Raw genomic sequence first — 19,060 nt, 5'->3', positions numbered from 1 at the left:
GTCGGGAAGTGCCGGCTCACGGTCAACGCCGGGACCCCGGCCGTCGGACCGGGCACCATCACCACCATCATGGACACGAACGACACGGGCGGGGCAGGGGCACCGGGCAGGGGTACGGGAACCACGGACATGGGCAATGACGCGATGACGGAACTCGACGGTCCCACTCCCGACGAACGGGACGGCACACCGGGCGCGCGCGTCGAACCGGACGTGGATCTGCGCCATCACGGCGACGCCGAGATCGGGCCGGGCCTGGTGGACCTCGCGGTCAACGTCCGCCTCGCGGCCCCGCCGCCGTGGCTGGTGCACCGGCTCACCGCGAGCCTGTCCGACCTGGCCGCCTATCCCGACACCGGCCGGGCCCGGGCCGCGATCGCCGCGCGACACCGGCGGCCGATCGCCGAGGTGTTGCCCACGGCGGGCGCCGCCGAGGCGTTCGTACTGCTCGCCCGGGCGCTGACCCCGCGTCACGCGGTGATCGTGCACCCGCAGTTCACCGAGCCCGAGGCCGCGCTGCGGGCCGCCGGACACACCGTGCACCGGGTGCTGCTCGACGCGGAGAGCGGCTTCGTGCTGGACCCGGCCCGGATCCCCGACGAGGCCGATCTGGTGGTCCTGGGCAACCCCACCAACCCCACCTCGGTGCTGCACCCGGCGGCGACCATCGCCGCGCTGGCCCGTCCCGGCCGGATCCTGGTGGTCGACGAGGCGTTCGCCGACACCATTCCCGGCGAACTCGAAAGTGTGGCGCACCGACGCGACCTGCCCGGGCTCGTGGTTGTGCGAAGTCTCACGAAAACCTGGGCGTTGGCCGGACTTCGGATCGGTTACGTCCTGGCTTCCCCGGATCTGGTGCGCATCCTCACGGACGCTCAGCCGTTGTGGTCGGTGTCGACACCGGCGTTGATCGCCGCCGAGGCGTGCTGCACGCCGGAGGCGCTCGCGCAGGCGGAGGCGTTGGCCGTTACGCTCGCGGCTGACCGTTCGTACCTCGTGGAGAGGCTGCGCACGCTTTCGGGGATGCGGCTACCGGTCGTTCCCCGGTCCTCGTTCGTGCTCGCGCGGATCGAGGGGGGCCCAGAGATCCGCGAGCAGCTGAGGGAGCGAGGCTACGCGGTTCGGCGGGCCGATACCTTTCCGGGCCTGGGTCCGGACTGGCTTCGGATCGCGGTGCGGGATCGTGCCACGACGCTGGCCTTCGCGGCTGCCCTGGAAGGAGTAGTTAGATGAGCGAAGCCGACGAGCGCCGACCTGCCGGGGAGGGCGTAGGCCCTGGCCCCGCCAGGCACGCCGCCGGCACCGGCCCGGTGGGGGAACCGGCCGGTCCGTATCCGTACGACGATCTGGACGACGAGGACTCGCTGTTGATGCCGGGGCCGCAGGCCGGCTGGGCCGATCCGAACGCCGCGGTGACGGGCGCGCCGGGGATGTCCCTGGCCGACCGGATGGCCGCGGCCGGCGACGACGCCTCGGGACAGGTTCCGGTGCCGCCGGTCGAGCAGGCGTACGACGCCGTGCCCGGCCCGCAGTCCGGCATGTTCGCCGCGATGATCATCGACGAGCCGGAATTGCCGGTGACCCAGGTCGCGCCGATGACGGCCGGTCAGATCCCATATCCGCCCGGTCCCATGACGCCACATCAGGAAGTCCCGCAGCCGGTCCAGGGATTCGGCCCCGGGGAGTACGGCGCGCCGCAGGGCGTGGCCGAGCCCTATCCGGCGCCGGCCCAGGGTGGTCCGGTGCAGGGTGGTCCCGTGCAGGGAGCACCGATCCAGGGCGTGCCCGCGCAGGGCGGTCCGGTGCAGGGTGATCCGGTGCAGGGCGGGCCGGTCCAGAGTGCGGCCGTACCGGAGGTGCACGTACCCGGTGTGCCCGCGCCGCTGCCGGCGCAGGCGGCGCCCGTTGTACCGCCGCCCGCCGCACCGCAGTTCGTGGCGCCGCAATTCGTGCCGGCCACCGCGCAGCCGGTCGCCGGGTACGGCTCGGAGGCACCGCCGGCGCCGGAGCGCGCGCCGGTCGAGGCCGGGGCCGAGGCGGCCTCGAACGTGACGCAGAACGCGACCCCGAGTGCGACGCCGAGCCTGGTGCCGAACCCGGCCGGTGGTCCGGTGCCCGGCGCGTTCGCCGAGCAGCCCGGGACCGGTGGTGGGCGGTTGCGGCAGCGCGTGCGTGCGGCGCAGAGCGCGGACCAGCCGCAGCCGGTTCAGCAGGCGCAGTCGGCCCAGCCGGTCCAACAGGTCCGGCAGACGCAGGAATCCGGGCAGGTTCAGGAGCCGGTGGCACCGCAGCAGCCGGCGCAGCCGGTCGGCGGCAATCCGGCGGACACCCCGCCGTTCCCGGTAGCCGCCGCCGTGCCGCAGCGCACCACGCTGCCGCCGCGTCGGCAGCGTCGGGTGGGGCGTGGCCCGGTGCCGCAGCAGACCGGCCCGCACAGCGGCGCGCATCCCGTGGGCGACGCGGTGAACACCGGCATCCCCGCGCAGGCGACGCCGGCGCAGGCGCTGCCGGTGGTACCGCCGCAGGCCACCGCGCCGCAGCCGCCCGCGCCGGCGCCCGTCGAACCGCCGCCGGTCGCGCCGGTCGCCGAGCGGCCCGCGCCGCCGGCCACGCCCGCGCAGGGGGTGACCGCGCCGGCCATACCGCAACCGTTGCCGGGTGTGCCGCCGCAGCCCGCGCATCCCAGATTCGTCCAGGCCGCGCCGGACGCGGTCGTCACCGCGTTGTCCGGACAGACCGCTCCGCCGCCCGCCGCTCCCACGCCCGCCGCCGGGCCGATCGGCAGCGCGGAGGCGGCCGGTTCGGTGCCGCCGGGTGTGGCCGACGCGCCGGCGCAGGCGGTCGGGCCCGCGAGTGCGCCCGAGTCCGCACCGCTGGTCGGGTCGGCGCCGGAGCAGGCCGTGGCCGAGGCCGGGCCGTCCGTCGTCGCCGCACGGCAGGAGAACGCCGCACAGGAGAACGCCGAACCGCCGGTGGCGGCCGAGCCGGTGCCGCCGGTCGCGGTCGTCGCGCCCGTCGTGCCGGAAGGCAGCGGGGGTCGGCGACGCAAGCCCGAGACCGGGTCGGCCTCGGCCGAGTCCGGTGAGCACGGGGCGACTCCCGTTGTCGAAGGGCCGATCGGTCCGGTCCCACCGCCCGAGCCGGTCACCGCGCAGGTCGCGGAGGAGACTCCGGCGGCATCGCCGACGGCCGAGCCGGCCGCGCCCGTCGCCGATGCGGTCGAGTCGCCGGGTGCGGCGGCGTCGAACGCTGGTTCGTCGGCGACCGAGGTGCCGGCGGATGCCGCGCCGGTCGCGACGGCCGTGCCGGCGAAGCCGGTTGCGGCGGAGGCGCCGTCCCAGGGTTCGATCGCGGCGCCTACCGAGCCGACCACCCCGGTCGAGAGCGGCGCGGCGGGCGTACAGCCGGCCGGGTCGCAGGTCGAGGCCGGTGGCGTCGACGTGGTCGCGCCGGAGGCCAATGCGCCCGAGGCGTCCGGCCGGAGCGCGGCGGCGGCAGTGGTCGGGGAGCCGGATGCCGAGCCGGCGCCGGCCGAGCCGGTCGCGTCCACCGCCTCCGGGGAGGCGTCGGCACCGGTCGCACAGGCCGATTCGGTCACGCCGACGGCGCCGTCCGGGCCGTCCGGGCCGTCCGTACAGCCGGCGCCGACCGCACCGGCGGTGTCGACCGGGCCGACCGCGCCCGTCGAGCCGGCCGCTTCGGTCGCACAGGCCGTGCCGGTCGCGCCGAATGCGCCGACTGTCGCCGCCTGGACCGAGCCGGCCGCGTCCGTCGTACCCACCGGGGCCGAGGCGGCTTCGGCCGAGTCGTCCGCGCAGGGTCGGGGCGCCGAGCAGTCGGGCGAGGCACCGTCCGTCGTCGAGGCCGTTCCGGTCGCCGCGCCGGCGGAGCAACCGGCGGCCGGTGGCGCCGTCGAAGCGGTCGCCGAGGCCGCGCCGGTCGCGGTCGCCACTGGCGAGGCATCCGCGGAGGCGACTGCGGTCACCCCCGCGGACGACGCGTCGGCCGACTCGACCCCGGCCGCACTCCCGAACGAGGCGCCCGTCGTCGGTGACCCGGCCGGGCCCACACCCGCCGGACCGACCACGCCGTCCGGCGCGGCGGAGCAGGTCGCGGAGGAGATCCCCGCTCCGCAGGCCGCCGGCGAGCAGCAGGTGCCCGCGACGGCCCCCGAGCCCGTCGCGGGAACGACGCCGACCGAGGCCGCGCCGGCCGCCGGTCCGGCCCCGGCCGACCCGGCCGGATCGACCGCCGCCGACCCGGCAGTTCCACGTACGTCCGACGAAGGCACCGCCATGCAAGCCCCCGAGCCGATGCCCACCGCCGAGCCGGACCGGCAGCCGCAGCCCGCGGCCGTCGCCGGAACCGGCGAGATCCCCAGGATTCCGCCGCCCCCGGCCGATCCGGTCGGTGCCCTGCCGATCGCACCGGCTCAGGGCGGAGCGGCTCAGGCCGGCCCGGCAGAGGGCGAACCGGTACAGGGCGGACCGGCTCAGGCCGGCCCGGCAGAGGTGGTCGCGGCGGAGGCGACGGTTCCGACGGGGCACACGCCGACCGAGCCCGCCGGCGAGGCGTCTGCGGGTGACACGCCGGCGACCGGTGGTGCGGCGACCGACGGTGACGTGGTGCGCGAGCCCGTCTCGGCGACCGCCGTCACCGTGCTGCTGCCCGCCACCGAACCTCCGGTCGCGGCCGATCCGGCAGCGGCGGCGGACGGTTCTGCGCCGGCGCCGGCGCCGGCCGAGGAGCCGACGCCGGAGGCGGTCGCGGCCGAGTCGGCGACGCCCGACGCGGGCGCGCCGGTCGAGACGTCGACCGAGGGGTCGACCGAGGAGTCGACCGAGCCCGAGGCCGCCGCCACGCCGGAACAGGAGCAAGAGCAGGAGCCGGAGCCCGAGGTCGAGCGTGGCCCGGCCGCGCCCGGCTACGACGACGCGGCGCGCGAGGCGGTGCATCGGGTGATGCGCGAGCGCCGGGACGTCCGGGCCGGTTTCCGACCGGATCCGGTGCCGGACGACGTGCTGGTGCGGGTGCTGGAGGCCGCGCACGCGGCGCCCAGCGTCGGCTACTCGCAGCCCTGGGACTTCGTGGTGATCCGCTCCGAGGAGACCCGGGTCACCGTTCAGGAGCTGGCCCAGCGGCAGCGCGAGGCGTACGCGACCTCACTGCCCAAGGCCCGGGCCAAGCAGTTCCTGGAGATCAAGGTCGAGGCCATCCTGGAGACCCCGGTCAACATCGTGGTCACCGTGGACTCCACGCGCGGCGGTCGGCACACGCTCGGTCGGCACACCCAGCCGCAGATGGGCCCGTACTCCAGCGCGCTCGCGGTGGAGAACCTGTGGCTCGCCGCGCGGGCCGAGGGCCTGGGCGTGGGCTGGGTGAGCTTCTTCGACGAGCGCGAGCTGGCCACGGCGCTCGGCCTGCCCGACCACATCGACGTGGTCGCCTACCTGTGCGTCGGCTACGTGGACGCCTTCCCGGACGAGCCGGAGCTGGCCACGTCGGGCTGGGCCAAGGCCAGGCCGCTGTCGTGGGTGGTGCACGAGGAGACGTACGGCCGGCGCGGCCTGCCCGGCGAGGAACCGGTCAGCCTGCTCGACGAGACGCTCCACTCGGTCCGACCGCTCGACGCCAAGGCGCTGGGCGCGGCGTGGGAGCACCAGCGCGTGATGACCAAGCCGCCGGGCTCGCTGGGCATCCTGGAGACGATCGGCGCGCAGTTGTCCGGCCTGGCCCGGACCTTCCCGCCGCCGATCCCCGAGCCCGCCGCCGTCGCGGTGTTCGCCGCCGACCACGGCGTGCACGCGCAGGGCGTGTCGCCGTGGCCGCAGGAGGTCACCGCGCAGATGGTGGGCAACTTCCTCGCCGGCGGCGCGGTGGTCAACGCGTTCGCCAAGCAGATCGGCGTCGAGGTGTGCGTCGTGGACGTCGGCGTCGCGACCGAGCTGCCGCAGGCGTCCGGACTGCTCCCGCGCCGGATCCGGCCGGGCACCGGCGACATGACCCAGGGCCTCGCGATGACCCGCGAGGAGGCGGTCGCGGCGATCGAGGTCGGCATCGAGACCGCCCGCGACCTGGTCACCGCCGGTAACCGAGGCCTGCTCACCGGCGACATGGGCATCGCCAACACGACCGCGTCCGCCGCGCTGATCTCGGTGTTCACGGGCATGGACGTGGCCGAGGTGACCGGACGGGGCACCGGGATCGACGATGCGACGCACCGGCGCAAGATCGAAGTGGTCAAGGCGGCCCTTGCGCGGCACGAACCCGACCCGGGTGACCCGATCGGAGTATTGGCCGCGGTCGGCGGTCTCGAGCACGCGGCGATCGCCGGCTACATCATCGGCGCGGCGGCGCTGCGCGTCCCGGTGGTGCTCGACGGCGTGATCGCCGGCGCGGCGGCGCTGGTCGCGCAGGCGATCGCGCCGGAGGCGATCCAGGCCTGTGTCGCGGGCCACCGTTCGGCCGAACCCGGCCACGCGGCGGCCCTGGCGAAGTTGTCGCTGCGTCCGCTCGTCGAGCTGGAGATGCGGCTCGGCGAGGGCACCGGCGCGGTGCTCGCGCTGCCCCTGGTGCAGAGCGCGGTGCGCGTACTGCACGATGTGGCCACGTTCGACTCGGCGGGAGTCAGCGGCAAAACCGACTGATTTCGACCCCCGCCCGCAGCAGCCGAAGGGCACCTCGGCCACGATGGAGTGGCAGAGGTGCCCTTTCCGCGCGGGAAAACGCCGAGAACCCGAGACCCGAGAACCCGTACCCAGAGCACCCAGCCCCACCCGAAAAGTGAGAACGATGTCCCGACTTCCTGGTCCTCCCGCCTATCCCGCCGGCCTGCGCCTGGAAGGGCGCCGGGTCGTCGTGGTCGGCGCCGGCACGGTCGCCCAGCGCCGCCTGCCCGCCCTGCTCGACGCCGGTGCGGACGTCCTCGTGGTCGCCCCCGAGGCGACGCCGGCCGTCGAGGGCATGGCGACCGGCGGCGAGCTGCGGTGGGCGCGGCGCGCCTACGCGCCCGGTGACCTGGACGGCGCGTGGTACGCGCTGGCCGCGACCGACCTGGCCGAGGTCAACGAGGCGGTGGCCGCCGACGCCGAGGCGCTGCGGGTGTTCTGCGTGCGCTGCGACGACGCGTCGCACGCCAGCGCGTGGACACCGGCCAGCGGCCGGCACGACGGGCTCACCGTGGCGGTGCTCGCGGGCGGCGACCCCCGGCGTGCGGCGGGGGTGCGGGATCGCATCGTCGAGGGCCTGCACGACGGCTCGCTGGCCGCACGGGGGGAGCGTCCGGTCGGTGTGCTTCCGGGCGTGGCCCTGGTCGGCGGCGGCCCCGGCGATCCGGACCTGATCACCGTGCGCGGCCGGCGACTGCTCGCCGAGGCCGACGTGGTGATCGCCGACCGGCTGGGCCCGCGCGCGCTGCTGGGCGAGTTGCCGCCGCACGTGGAGGTGATCGACGCGGCGAAGATCCCGTACGGGCGGGCGATGGCCCAGGAGGCGATCAACGACGCGATGATCGAGCACGCCAAGGCGGGTCGGTTCGTGGTCCGGCTCAAGGGCGGCGACAACTACGTCTTCGGCCGGGGCTTCGAGGAAGCGCTCGCGTGCGCCGAGGCGGGCGTGCCGTGCCAGGTGGTGCCCGGCATCACCAGCGCGATCTCGGTGCCGGCGATAGCCGGCATTCCGGTCACGCACCGGGGCGTCGCGCACGAGTTCGCCGTGGTCTCGGGGCACGTCGCGCCGGAGGACCCGCGCTCGCTGGTGGACTGGGCGGCGCTCGCGCGGCTGCGCGGGACGCTCGTACTGCTGATGGCGGTGGAACGGCTCGGGCCGATCACCGCGGCGCTGGTCGCGCACGGGCGGGCGACGGACACGCCGGTGGCGGTGATCCAGGAGGGCACGATGGCCACCCAGCGGGTGTTGCGCACGACGCTGGCTTCGGCCGCGGCCGATGTGGTGGCGGAGGGCATTCGGCCTCCGGCCATCGTGGTGATCGGTGACGTGGTCGCGCTCACGGGCTGAACGGTTGCGTGACGGCCACGGGGGTGGGGGCTTGCGGTCCGTTTGTCCTCAAACGCCGGACGGGCTGAGTTTGGTGGGGTCGGGCGGGGTGGTTGCGGGTCGCGGGCGCGTGCGGTGGGTGTCCTCGGGCGCCGGACGGGCTGAGTGGGTGTGTGCGGCGGGCTGGGGGCGCGCCGGGCCTGTGGTTCGTTTGTCCTCAAACGCCGGACGGGCTGAGGTTGGCGGGGCCGGGAGGGGCGGTTGCGGTTGGCGGGCGCGTGCGGTGAGCGTCCTCGGGCGCCGGGTGGGCTGGATTGGTGCGCTCGGGGTGCAGTGGTTGCGGTCGGCGGGCGCGTGCGGTGGGTGTCCTCAAGCGCCGGGCGGGCTGAGTTTGGTGGGGTCGGGCGGGGTGGTTGTGGGTCGCGGGCGGCTGCGGTGGGTGTCCTCGGGCGCCGGGTGGGCTGAGTGGGTGTGTGGGGCGGGCTGGGGGAAGGGGCCTGTGGTCCGTTTGTTCTCAAATGCCGGACGGGTTGTCGGTGGCCGGATGGGCGAGCTCGGTGCCGGCACGGCCGGTCGCGTGCCGGCGAGGCGGGTTGGTTGCCGGACCGTGCGTCGCGTGCCGGGCCGTGGGTTGGTGGGTGGGCTGTCGGGGGGTGTCGGGTGGGCTGGGAGACTGAGGGGGTGTCCGTGATCTTGCTTGACGACTGTGCCGACCCGCGGCTTGTGGATTACACCGATCTGACCGATGTGGAGCTGCGTCGTCGTCGTGAACCGGCCGAGGGGCTGTTCATGGCGGAGGGCGAGAAGGTGATTCGTCGGGCGCTCGCGGCGGGTTACCCGATGCGGTCGATGCTGCTGTCGGAGCGTTGGATCGAGACGATGGCGGACGTGATCGAGGCCGCCGATGTGCCGGTGTACGTGGGCAGTCCGGATGTCGTCGAGCAGGTGACGGGCTATCAGGTACATCGCGGCGCGCTCGCCTCGATGGGCCGCAAGCCGTTGCCGGCGGCGGCCGATGTGGTGGCCGGGGCGCGGCGGGTCGCGGTTCTGGAGGGCGTCAACGACCACACCAACGTGGGCGCGATCTTCCGTGGCGCGGCGGCGCTGGGCATGGACGCCGTGTTGTTGTCGCCGGACTGCGCGGACCCGCTGTACCGGCGTTCGGTGAAGGTCTCGATGGGGGCGGTGTTCTCCGTGCCCTACGCCCGACTCGAGCCGTGGCCCGGCGGGCTGGACGTGTTGCGCGGAGCCGGTCTGACGCTGCTCGCGCTGACTCCCGCCGAGGGGTCGGTCGCGCTCAACGAACTGCCCGCGGCGGATCTGGACCGATGTGCGCTGATGCTCGGTGCCGAGGGGCCGGGGCTGACCGCGAAGGCGCTCGCCGCGGCCGATCGGCTGGTGCGGATCCCGATGTCGCACGGGGTCGACTCGCTCAACGTGGGCGCCGCGGCGGCGGTCGCCTTCTACGCGGTGACGTTCGGCTGAGCCGGCCCACCCGGCCGGGCCCGGGAGAGCCGGTTCAGTCGTCTGCCGGGTCGGCCTCCTTGCGTTCGTACGGGGTCGGGCCCGAGCGCTGGATCTCGTTGATCGAGCGGGTCTGGTAGAGCGCCGGCCGGTGGACCACGCGGCGCCCGCGCATCCGCTCCTTGCGGATCTCGGTGCCCCGGACCCAGATGTGTCGGCGGACCGGGTCGCCCTCGTGGTAGCCTGGGCCGGCGTGCCGGTCCGGCGGCACCGGCAGCGACCGGATCTCGCGGCGCGCGGTGCGGGCCGCGCTGACCCGGCGCCGGAAGTCGTGGAAGATCTGGAACTCGTAGTGGTGCAGGTACTCGTAGGCCATCGGCGCCTTCGCGGACACCTCGAGGCCGGCGATCAGCACGGCCTCGCGCAGCAGCGCGTCGGTGTTCCCGGGCAGGACCAACAGTCCGTCGCGCACCGTATGGTGCCGTTTGCGCTTGAGGCGGCGCTCCCGCTCCCAGTCCCAGGGCGGCTCCGGATGCTCCTGCTGCCACGCCTCCCGGTCGGCGAGTGCCGCGGTCAGGCCGTGGGTTTGCCAGCGCACGGTGCCGTCCGGGGCGGCCGGCGCGGGCAACAGTCCGCGCAGGTCGCGTGCGGCCCGGCCACCGAAGGGTGTGCGCTCGGTCGCGAACAGCACGATGGGCAACGACGGTTCGGCCTCGAACGGGGTCGGGGTCAGGAACCGTCGATCGATCACCACGAGAGTGTTCTCGTGCCGCCCGTAGGCCAGGCCCCACAGCAGCCGGGCGAACAGCCGGGCCCCGGCCTGGTCGGACAACACGTGCCAGGAGTCGTGAAAGTGGTTGACGGCGAATCGGGCCGTGGTGGACGGTCGCAACGTGATCAGCGTGTACGGTCGTCCGTCCAGGTAAGCGACGGTCCGATGCAGTTTCATCCGATCATCCGCGTCCGTTTTTGCACCTGAACGCCCGTCATTGTGTGTTTGGTTGGTAGTGATCTGCTTCCTCTTTCTTGTGTCTATTGAGATTTTTCTTCCGATCGCTCGGAATTGGGCGCAAGGCCCTTCCCTAATTTCTCCCAGGACATGCCGATCGTGTCATGCCAATTTCGATCGAATGTGATCTTGGACTAGCGTGTGCGCGGAAGTGCAGTACGGTCGAGCGTCGCCCTAATTGGCGCAGTGGCCCGTTGGGGTCGCACGGGCGGCCGAAAAAGTGGTTGTGCAGGGGAATGTCCTGTCACCCACACGCGGGATATTCGGTGGATTCGACCCGCACCAGGCGAAATTCCGCCAGTATGGGGCGCCGCGCAATCGGATCAGGAACGGGAAGCGAGGCAAAGCTCGTTGGAGATCATGGGTGTACCCCTGGCCTGGGCCCTCGTCGGCTTGGCGGAACTGGTCGCCCTTATGGCGCTTGTGGCGTATCTGGTCGTGCGACGCCGCAAGGTCGACGCGACGGATACCGGGGAAGGATCCGACAACTGGGAGCGTGAGCAGGACCGTCGGCGGCGCAAGGAGCTGATGTACGGGGTCGCCTCGTACACCCTGCTGTTCGTCTGCGCCGGTGTCGCGGCCGCGCTGTCGTTCCACGGCCTGGTCGGCTTCGGCCGGGAGAACCTCGGGTTGGCCAACGGCTGGGAGTACCTGGTGCCGTTCGGGCTCGACGGGGCGGCGATGTTCTGCTCCGTGCTCGCGGTGCGCGAGGCCAGCCACGGTGACGCCGCGCTCGGTTCGCGGATACTCGTCTGGACGTTCGCGGGTGCCTCGGCCTGGTTCAACTGGGTGCACGCGCCGCGCGGCGACATGCACGCCGGTGCCCCGCAGTTCTTCGCCGGCATGTCGCTCTCCGCGGCCGTCCTGTTCGACCGTGCGCTCAAGCAGACCCGTCGGGCCGCGTTGCGCGAACAGGGCCTGGTCCCGCGTCCGTTGCCGCAGATCCGGATCGTGCGGTGGCTGCGTGCCCCGCACGAGACGTTCAACGCGTGGTCGCTCATGCTGCTCGAAGGCGTGCGCACCCTCGACGAGGCCGTCGAGGAGGTCCGCGAGGACAAGCGTGCCAAGCAGGACGATCGCGAGCGTCGTCGGATCGACGGCAAGCGCGAGCGCGCGCAGCTCAAGGCGCTCAGTCGCGGCGAGGGTGGCGGCCACTTCGGCCGTCGCGGTGCCGCGCGTCAGGAAATGGCTGCTCTGCCGGGAGGTGGCGGCTCCGAAGCACTCTCGGAGCCTGCTATAGCCGGAAACGACGTTTCCGGCCACGGCGGCTCAGCCGACTCGAACAACCCTTCCGGCCGTCCGGCTCTTGCCCCCTCCGCGCGAGCGAGCGAGCTCCCGGCGGCGACTGCCGGCACCGGTGGCGAGCGGCGCGACGTCATCGACCTCACTGCCGAGGACGACACGATGACGCTGCCGCGGCTCGACTCGCTGGAGCGCAAACTGAAGGACCTGGAGCGCCAGTTCGGCTGAGGCCGGGCAGCACGATCCGCTCACCCGACGAGATGTGATCCGATCCACGACGAGGGGCACCCGGCTTCGGCCGGGTGCCCCTCGTCGTGTTGTGTCGGTCGGTGGTGGGTGCCCGGTGGTCGTCGTCCGGGTGGTCCGGACGAATCGGTACGGCCGTCTCGCGCCGGTCGTCGCGCCCCGCGCCGGTTGTCTCGCGCCCCCGCGCCGGGCGTCTCACGTCCCTCGCCGGTCGGCTCGGCGATCAGGGTGCCGGGCGGCACGGGGACGGACGAGGGACGGGGCTCGCCGGTTCGGTCGGGCGGCCTCTCATGCCCCGGCCGGCACCAATACGCCGTCGGGGCCGACGACGTAGCGGGTGGTCACGTCCGGGACGTCCACGTAGGAGCGGATGCGCACGATCGCGCCGTCGGCGACCGTCCATCGGGTGGCCACCGCCTGCGGATCGGCGGCCGCCGCCAGCGCCGCCACCGCGACCGGCGTGCCGTTGGCGAACCGGAAGAACTCGACCAGGTGGGTCGCCGCGCCGCCGGCGCCGGGGGAGCGGGTGAGCACCACGATCACCGCCGGTGCGCCGTCCAGGCTTGCCGGGACCACGTCGCCGAGGGTGATCCGGTCGCTGCCGACCACCGCCGTGCCGTCGGCGAGCGTGACGCCGGCGCCGCCCGCGGACGGGTCCGAGTAGGTGCGGTCGGACCAGTCGGCGATCGGGATCGTGCCGTGCGCCGGGCCGATCCGGAACGGGCCGGGGGCCGGCGGGGCCTGGGCGGGCTCGGCGGCGGTCGTGGTCTTCACGCCGTCGTCGCCGCCGTCGCCGTCGTTCTGGAACGCGGCGATGGCGAACGCGGCGATGGCGGTCACCACGATGAACACGATCAACTGCTGGATCAGCAACCGCCGTCGGTTCTCCGGCCGGCGCCGACGCGGAGTGCCGGTCCCGGCACGCGAACGCGGCCCGTGGTCGACCCGACCCGCGCGCTTGGCGTCGGCACGATCGGTGCGATCGGCGCGGTCGGTACGCTCCTGGCGGTCCGGCACCGCGCCGCGCGCCGGATCACCGCGCTCGGTCCGTTCGCCGCGGGTGAGGTCGTGCCGCCCGGCATCGCCTCGCCCCGCCTCGTGCCGAACCGGGTCCGTCCGCCCGCCGTCGGCCGAACGTCCGTCCTGCCCACGCCCCTCGTGCCCGCGCGCTTCGTGCCCCCGCGCGTCGGGTCGCCCGCCATCGGGTCGAGTCGAATCGTGCCGGCCCGACTCCGGCCGGGTCGCCGAGCGCCCCTCGACCGGCGTCCGCCCGGAATCCGCCCGAGCCGAGTCGGCACGCCCCGCCGAGGATCGGTCGGCACGCGTGTCCTCGTCCCGGCGCGCGCTCTCCCGACGGGCCGCCTCGCGCCTGGCCCGATCGCGGTCCCGCTCCCGCTCGCGCGGCGCGGCCGGGGCCGTCGGGCCGCCGTCGGCCCGTGCCGCGCCGCCCGGACCCTTGGTCGCGACCGAGGCCGCCGCGGTCGACGCCGTCGCCTCCAGGCCGCGGGCCGGCGTACCGCGTTCGGCCTCGCGCTGACGGGCGATCGCGGCCAGCCGCTCGCGGACCTGTTCGGCGGAGGGCCGCATCCGCGGATCCTTGGACAGGCAGGCCGAGATCAACGGCACCACCTGCTCCGGCACGCCCTCCAGGTCCGGTTCCTCGTGGACGACCCGATACAGCAGTGCGTCCACCGGCCCCGACCCGAACGGCGGGGCGCCGCGGCCCGCGTAGGCGAGCGTGACGCCGAGCGCGAATATGTCGGTGGCCGGGGTCACGGTCTGTCCGCGCACCTGCTCCGGGGCCAGAAATCCCGGTGAGCCGACCGCCGTTCCGGTCACCGTCAGGGTGCCGGCGCCGTCCGCGTAGGCGATTCCGAAGTCGATGATCTGCGGGCCGTCCGGTGACAACAGGATGTTGGACGGCTTCACGTCGCGGTGTACGACGCCGACCGCGTGCACGGAGACCAGGCCGTCGGCCACCGCCGATCCGACCCGGGCCAGGTCCAGGCAACCCAGCGGGCCGCGCTCGCCGACCCGGCGCTGGAGCGAGGGCCCGGGGACGTACACGGTGGCCAGCCAGGGGCGGTCGGCGCCCGCGTCGGCGTCCACCAGCGCGGCCGTCCGGTTGCCGCGCACCATCGCCGCGGCGGCCACCTCACGCGCGAAGCGGGAGCGGAACTCCGGGTTCCCGGCCAGCTCTTGGCGGATCAGCTTGAGCGCGACCCGGGTGCCGTGCCGGTCCACGCCGAGATAGACCACGCCCATGCCGCCGGCCCCGAGACGACGCAGCAACCGATAGGACCCGACGATGCGCGGATCCTGCCGTCGCAGCCGCACCATCGTCATGTGTGACCGATCCCCTCGCGTGGTGCCGTCGTCCGGGTGTCGTGTGCCCGAATCCCCTGTGCGACACACGTTAGAGGAACCCCGGTGCCCGGCGCGGTAAGGCGCCCCGGAGTCGGGGCGGGACCACTCCCATCGGGGAGACGGTCGATGTCGGACCTGTGGGAGAAGATGGAGCCAATCGGTCGAAGGGGGCACGTATGAAGGGCGATCGGGTCGAGATAGTGGTCGACGCGGGCGACAGCACCAAGACCTACGAGATGACCGCGACGCGCGCGGGGCGCCGGGTGGACGTCGCGGTCCGCCGGGGAGTCGTCGAGGTGAGCGAACTGACCCGCACCGGCACCGTGGTGCGGACCGCGCGGTTCATGGCCAGTCGGGTGCTCGCGTTGGTCGAACAACCGCTGGACCGCCCCGGCGCGGACTGACCGCGCCCCCGGGCGGCCGCCCTGCCGCGGGCCGCCCGGGCGGGTTCGCCGATTCGATCGTTCCCGCACCGGTAGCCTGTCCGGTCGAAGATCCACGACCGGTGCCGGAACGGAACGGGGTGCGCCGAGGTGACGAGCCGTCAGGGCAGCGTGGGACCCATCGCGCGCCGACTCGCGGACGCGTTCACCTGGCGCGAGACCCCCTGGGGCACGTTCGCCGACGCCTCCGGCTGGTGGCACGATCCCGAGGTGCTGGCGATGCTCGGCCCCGGGCTCGGCGCGCTGCACGCGGAGGCGCGGCCGACGCTGATCGTCGGCATCGAGACGCGCGGCTTGGTCCTGGGTCCGATCACGGCCCTGCACCTGGGCGTCGGCTTCGTCGAGATCCGCAAGGATCGGCGGATCGTCGGCGACGGCCGACGACCCGGCGACGATCCCATGCTGCGCGCCGCCACCCCGCCCGAATACCAGGACGGTGGCCTCACGTTGGTGGTCCCGAGCCGGTTGTTCCGACCGGGCGATCGGGTGCTCCTGGTCGACGAGTGGCTCGAGACCGGCGCGCAGGCCAGCGCCGTGCGGCGGATGGTCACCGAGGCCGGCGCCGAGTGGGTCGGCGCGGCGGTCGTGGTGGACGCGTGCGCGCCGCACGTGCGGGATCGACTCGACGTGCGCGGGCTGCTCACCGAGGACGACCTGCCTGCCTGACCCCGGATCCGGCCGCGCGCCCGACGACCCCCGACGCGGGCCCGATCAGGCCGCCGTCGTGGTTTTCTCCCGCTCGTGCTCGTGCTCGTGCGCGTGTTCCTGCTCCTGCTCGCGCAGCAGTGCGGCGCGTTCGGTCTCACCGAGACCCGCCCACACACCTCGGCGCTCCGGGACCGACATCGCGTGCTCGTGGCAGCGCCGCCGCACGGGGCAGGACAGGCAGACCTTCTTGGCGACCCGCTCGCGTGCCCGGCGCTCGCCGGGCCGCTCCTGGTCGTCACCGAAGAAGAGCCCGGCGTCCAGGCCCCTGCAAGCCGCGTCCTCCTGCCACCCGTAACGCGGTGGTGTCGGTATGGCGATCCGTGTGGTCCCCATCGCCCCGTTCTCCTCCTGCTCGACGGTGCCAACGGTCAACTCGGGCCCCCGTCCCGGCGGACCCTCATGCTCCTACCGACGCATCGGATGGGGGACCGGTTTCCTTCGGTCGCGAATTCGGCTCCCGTTCGGCAAGGGTTGAGGGCGATCCCTCACGTCCCCCGTTCGGAGCACCTCAACAACCAGGTCACAAGTCGGTCGTACAGGTGCCCGATGGCCGAAGTCGTCCGGCGGTCCGGGTAGCGTGACCGAAGACCTCCGGCGGGCCGCCGGGGGTTCATGGACGTTCGGGAGGAATCTGGTGGGCAGCAAGAAGCGGCGGTTCCCGTCGACCGTGCCCTTGGCGTTGTCCGTCGTCGTGGTGGCCGCGTTGACCTCGTGCAGTGGCGGCGGTGGCGAGAAGAAGGACACGTCCGAGACCACGGCCAGGAACTTCCTGAGCGCGTGGCAGGCCGGCGATCTGGCGAAGGCGGCGTCCTTCACGGACAACCCCACCACGGCGCAGCAGGGGCTGGACACCACCGGCAAGCAGTTGGGCATCGTCAAGGCCGAGTACAAGCCCGGTACGTACACCAAGGGCAAGGACAACGCGCCCGCAACGCTCACCTACAACGCGACGCTGACCCTCAAGGGCGTGGCCGACCCGGTCAAGATCGACTCGACGGTCCCCGTGGTCACCGCGAGCGGCAAGACCACCGTGCACTGGACGCAGACCATCGTGCACCCCCAGCTCGCCGACACCGGGAAGATCAAGCGCGACCGGACGCTGCCCAAGCGCGGCGAGATCCTGGACCGCTCGGGCAAGGCGCTGGCCACCTCGACGCCGGTGGTGGCGTTGTCCCTGTGGCCGGCCAAGATCACCAACCCGGACTCGCTGTACGCCGCGCTCGCCGACCCGATGTTCGACCTGGACATTCCCAAGCTCAAGTCCCGGGTCGCGGCCGCGGATCCGAACCAGTCGCTCCCGCTGGTGACCCTGCGCAAGGAGAAATGGGACGGCGGCGGCCAGGTCAAGCTGGCCGGTCAGGCCGGGATCCAGGTCAAGGAGGGCACGCAGCAGACCAGCGACGTGGCGAAGCAGATCGTCGGTACGGTCGGCTCGGGCGACAACGCGGACCTGCTCAAGAACGCGGACCCGAGCGCGTCCTCGGCGGACTCGGTGGGCGCGTCCGGCCTCCAGTACCGCTACGAGAAGAAGCTGGCCGGCACCGCCGCCCTGAAGATCACCATCGTGGATGCCGCGGGTGCCGAGAAGGCGAGCCTGGTCGACGTCAAGGGCAAGCCGTCCGAACCGGTGAAGACCACCCTGGACCCGGGCACCCAGAAGCGGGCCGAGGAGGCGCTCAAGGCGGTCACCGGCGGCAACAACGCCTCGATCGTGGTGATCGACGCCAAGACCGGCGGGATCATGGGTGCCGCGAACACCCCCGCGAACGGCGACAACCGCGCGTTCACCGGTCGGTACCCACCGGGCTCGACCTTCAAGACGGTCTCCTCCGGCGCGCTGTTGCGGGCGGGCCTGAAGCCGACCGACAAGGTGCCGTGTGAGAACACGCTCGTGGTCAACGGCCAGACCTTCAAGAACTACGACGGTCTCCAGCCGATGCCCAACGCGCTCTTCCAGGACGACTTCGCGCAGTCCTGCAACACGGCCTTCATCGGCAACCGGTCCAAGATCGACAACGACACGCTGAACAAGCTGGCCGGCGAGCAGTTCGGGATCGGCGCCAAGTGGGACGTCGGCACGGCGACCTTCGACGGTTCGGTGCCCGCGGCCAACAGCGAGAACGACAAGGCCGCGTCGATGATCGGCCAGGGTCGGGTGCTGGCCAGTCCGCTGGTGATGGCCTCGGTCGCCGCGACGATCGCCTCCGGCAAGTTCAACCAGCCCGTGCTCGCGCCGGACGACGTGCCCGGACGGGTGCCCTCGCACGACCTGGACCCGGCCATCGCCGGTCAGCTCAAGGCGCTCATGCAGGGCGTGGTGGCCAACGGCTCGGGCAAGATGCTCCAGGGCATCCCGGGCACGGTGGGCGCCAAGACCGGTACCGCCGAGTTCGACGAGAAGGGCGAGACCCTCACGCACGGCTGGATGATCGCGTTCAAGGACGACGTCGCGATCGCGGTCCTGGTCGAGAAGGGCAAGTCCGGCGGCTCGGCCGCGGGACCGGTGGTGAAGGCCTTCTTCGGCTGACCCAGCGGGGGAATCGGGTACGGCGACGGGCCGTTGGCGATTCCCCCACACGAAGGACCGCTCGACTTCAGGCCCCGGCGCGCGACGCGTGCCGGGGCCTTTCGACGCGTCGGGGTGCGCCTCGTGCGCTCCTTGTGCCACCGGAGACACCTGGACACCGTCCGAACGCGGTGCGAGCGTGAGTGGTGACCGGCAATGACAACGGCGATCGTTTTCGCTCTCCGAAGGGAGTCGACGTCATGTCGAACAATGTCACCCTGGTGGCCCGGGTTCCGGTGCTGCCGTCCGCCGACGCCGATCGGCCGATCGAACTGCGATTCGGCCCGCACACCGACGAACAGGGCCGCCCCACCGACGAGTGGACGGTCGAACGACTGACCCCGGACCAGGCCGCCAACCTGGTCGAGGACCTGGCCGCGGTGCTCGGCCTGAGCGTGGTCGGCCCGGCCGAACTCCGGGTGGTGTCCTGACCGACCGCACCACCCCACCGTCCCACTCGCGTGGCGCGCGCGTGCGCCGTACGGGTGGGACGCGTGCGTGCGGGGGCGCTTTCCGGCCGGCGCGCCGCCGCCGCGCCGCACAATGGCCGCGTGAGCAGCAAGACCGCAGTCGTACCGAATCCGACCGCCGCCGGCGAGTCGCCCCCTCCGCTCGTGGAGCCCGGTCTTCGGGAGCCGCCGCCGGGCCCGATCGGCGAGCGACGCAAGGAGGCGGATCTGCACGCCGTGGGTCCGCGCGTGCGCATGGTCCTTCCGGACGGGCAGCACCTCGAGGTCACCCTGGTGAGTTGGCATCAGTACCGGGACGGCACCTGGCGCGCCCGCGTGCGCTGGCCCGTCTGGGGGGCGTACGGCTTCGCGGCCGACGTGCGGACCCGGGCCTGGGCGATGGAGTCGTTCGTCCCGGCGAGCGTCATCGGCCCGCTCGACGGCGAGGACTACGGGACCGTCCGGCGCGACCGGCCGCGCGTCCAGGTGCCCAAACAGCACTGAGGCGCGCCGGCCGGGCCCGGCCGCGGACGGGTCGACGCGGGGTCGGCCCGCCGGGTGCGGGCCGGGC

At 73.5% G+C, this 19,060-nt stretch carries 13 protein-coding genes; 10 read left to right on the top strand and 3 right to left on the bottom strand.

Going from position 1 to position 19,060, the window contains the following annotated elements:
• The first annotated feature begins 129 nt into the window (after positions 1–129).
• From cobC to OG948_RS05300, 4 genes are all read left to right on the top strand, one after another.
• Complete coding sequence (gene cobC, locus OG948_RS05315; protein WP_406294229.1) at positions 130–1,233, top strand: Rv2231c family pyridoxal phosphate-dependent protein CobC; 1,104 nt, start codon at positions 130–132, stop codon at positions 1,231–1,233.
• Complete coding sequence (gene cobT, locus OG948_RS05310) at positions 1,230–6,647, top strand: nicotinate-nucleotide--dimethylbenzimidazole phosphoribosyltransferase (protein WP_406294227.1); 5,418 nt, start codon at positions 1,230–1,232, stop codon at positions 6,645–6,647. Before cobC ends, cobT begins: the two co-directional genes overlap by 4 nt.
• 145 nt (positions 6,648–6,792) lie before the next feature.
• Positions 6,793–8,016 (top strand): uroporphyrinogen-III C-methyltransferase, encoded by a 1,224-nt coding sequence (gene cobA, locus OG948_RS05305; protein WP_406294226.1) that lies wholly within the window; start codon positions 6,793–6,795, stop codon positions 8,014–8,016.
• A gap of 660 nt (positions 8,017–8,676) precedes the next feature.
• Positions 8,677–9,480, top strand: coding sequence for a TrmH family RNA methyltransferase (locus OG948_RS05300; RefSeq protein WP_406294224.1), 804 nt, complete (start codon positions 8,677–8,679; stop codon positions 9,478–9,480).
• A 34-nt stretch (positions 9,481–9,514) separates the two neighbouring features.
• Here OG948_RS05300 and OG948_RS05295 read toward each other — a convergent pair whose 3' ends face one another.
• Positions 9,515–10,408 (bottom strand): hypothetical protein, encoded by an 894-nt coding sequence (locus OG948_RS05295; protein ID WP_406294222.1) that lies wholly within the window; start codon positions 10,406–10,408, stop codon positions 9,515–9,517.
• 411 nt (positions 10,409–10,819) lie between these two features.
• On the opposite strand from OG948_RS05295, the gene OG948_RS05290 reads away from it, so the two are divergent.
• Complete coding sequence (locus OG948_RS05290) at positions 10,820–11,938, top strand: DUF2637 domain-containing protein (RefSeq protein WP_406294221.1); 1,119 nt, start codon at positions 10,820–10,822, stop codon at positions 11,936–11,938.
• Between the two features lie 306 nt (positions 11,939–12,244).
• Here OG948_RS05290 and OG948_RS05285 read toward each other — a convergent pair whose 3' ends face one another.
• Positions 12,245–14,302, bottom strand: coding sequence for a protein kinase domain-containing protein (locus tag OG948_RS05285; RefSeq protein ID WP_406294219.1), 2,058 nt, complete (start codon positions 14,300–14,302; stop codon positions 12,245–12,247).
• Positions 14,303–14,499: 197 nt separating this feature from the next.
• Here OG948_RS05285 and OG948_RS05280 point away from each other — a divergent pair, with 197 nt between their 5' ends.
• Positions 14,500–14,727, top strand: a complete 228-nt coding sequence (locus OG948_RS05280; RefSeq protein WP_395872162.1) for a hypothetical protein — start codon at positions 14,500–14,502, stop codon at positions 14,725–14,727.
• 129 nt (positions 14,728–14,856) lie between these two features.
• Positions 14,857–15,432, top strand: a complete 576-nt coding sequence (locus OG948_RS05275) for a phosphoribosyltransferase family protein (protein WP_395872164.1) — start codon at positions 14,857–14,859, stop codon at positions 15,430–15,432.
• Between the two features lie 45 nt (positions 15,433–15,477).
• On the opposite strand, the gene OG948_RS05270 is transcribed toward OG948_RS05275, so the two are convergent.
• Positions 15,478–15,846, bottom strand: coding sequence for a WhiB family transcriptional regulator (locus OG948_RS05270; protein WP_402229876.1), 369 nt, complete (start codon positions 15,844–15,846; stop codon positions 15,478–15,480).
• A gap of 262 nt (positions 15,847–16,108) precedes the next feature.
• Between OG948_RS05270 and OG948_RS05265 the strand changes: the two genes are divergently transcribed.
• The 3 genes from OG948_RS05265 to OG948_RS05255 all read left to right on the top strand — a co-directional run bounded on the left by OG948_RS05265 (position 16,109) and on the right by OG948_RS05255 (position 18,993).
• Positions 16,109–18,001: a penicillin-binding transpeptidase domain-containing protein gene (locus OG948_RS05265; protein ID WP_406294217.1), complete on the top strand. Its 1,893-nt coding sequence runs from the start codon at positions 16,109–16,111 to the stop codon at positions 17,999–18,001.
• Between the two features lie 239 nt (positions 18,002–18,240).
• Entirely contained in the window at positions 18,241–18,471 is a 231-nt protein-coding gene (locus tag OG948_RS05260) for a hypothetical protein (protein ID WP_395872170.1), read from the top strand.
• Between the two features lie 120 nt (positions 18,472–18,591).
• Entirely contained in the window at positions 18,592–18,993 is a 402-nt protein-coding gene (locus OG948_RS05255; protein WP_406294215.1) for a hypothetical protein, read from the top strand.
• Positions 18,994–19,060: the final 67 nt, after the last annotated feature.

Origin of the sequence: Embleya sp. NBC_00888 (assembly GCF_045207655.1) — a bacterium.
Lineage (GTDB): Bacteria > Actinomycetota > Actinomycetes > Streptomycetales > Streptomycetaceae > Embleya.
The sequence above is the reverse complement of the archived record's forward strand: the minus strand, read 5'-3'. Positions and strand labels throughout refer to the sequence as shown.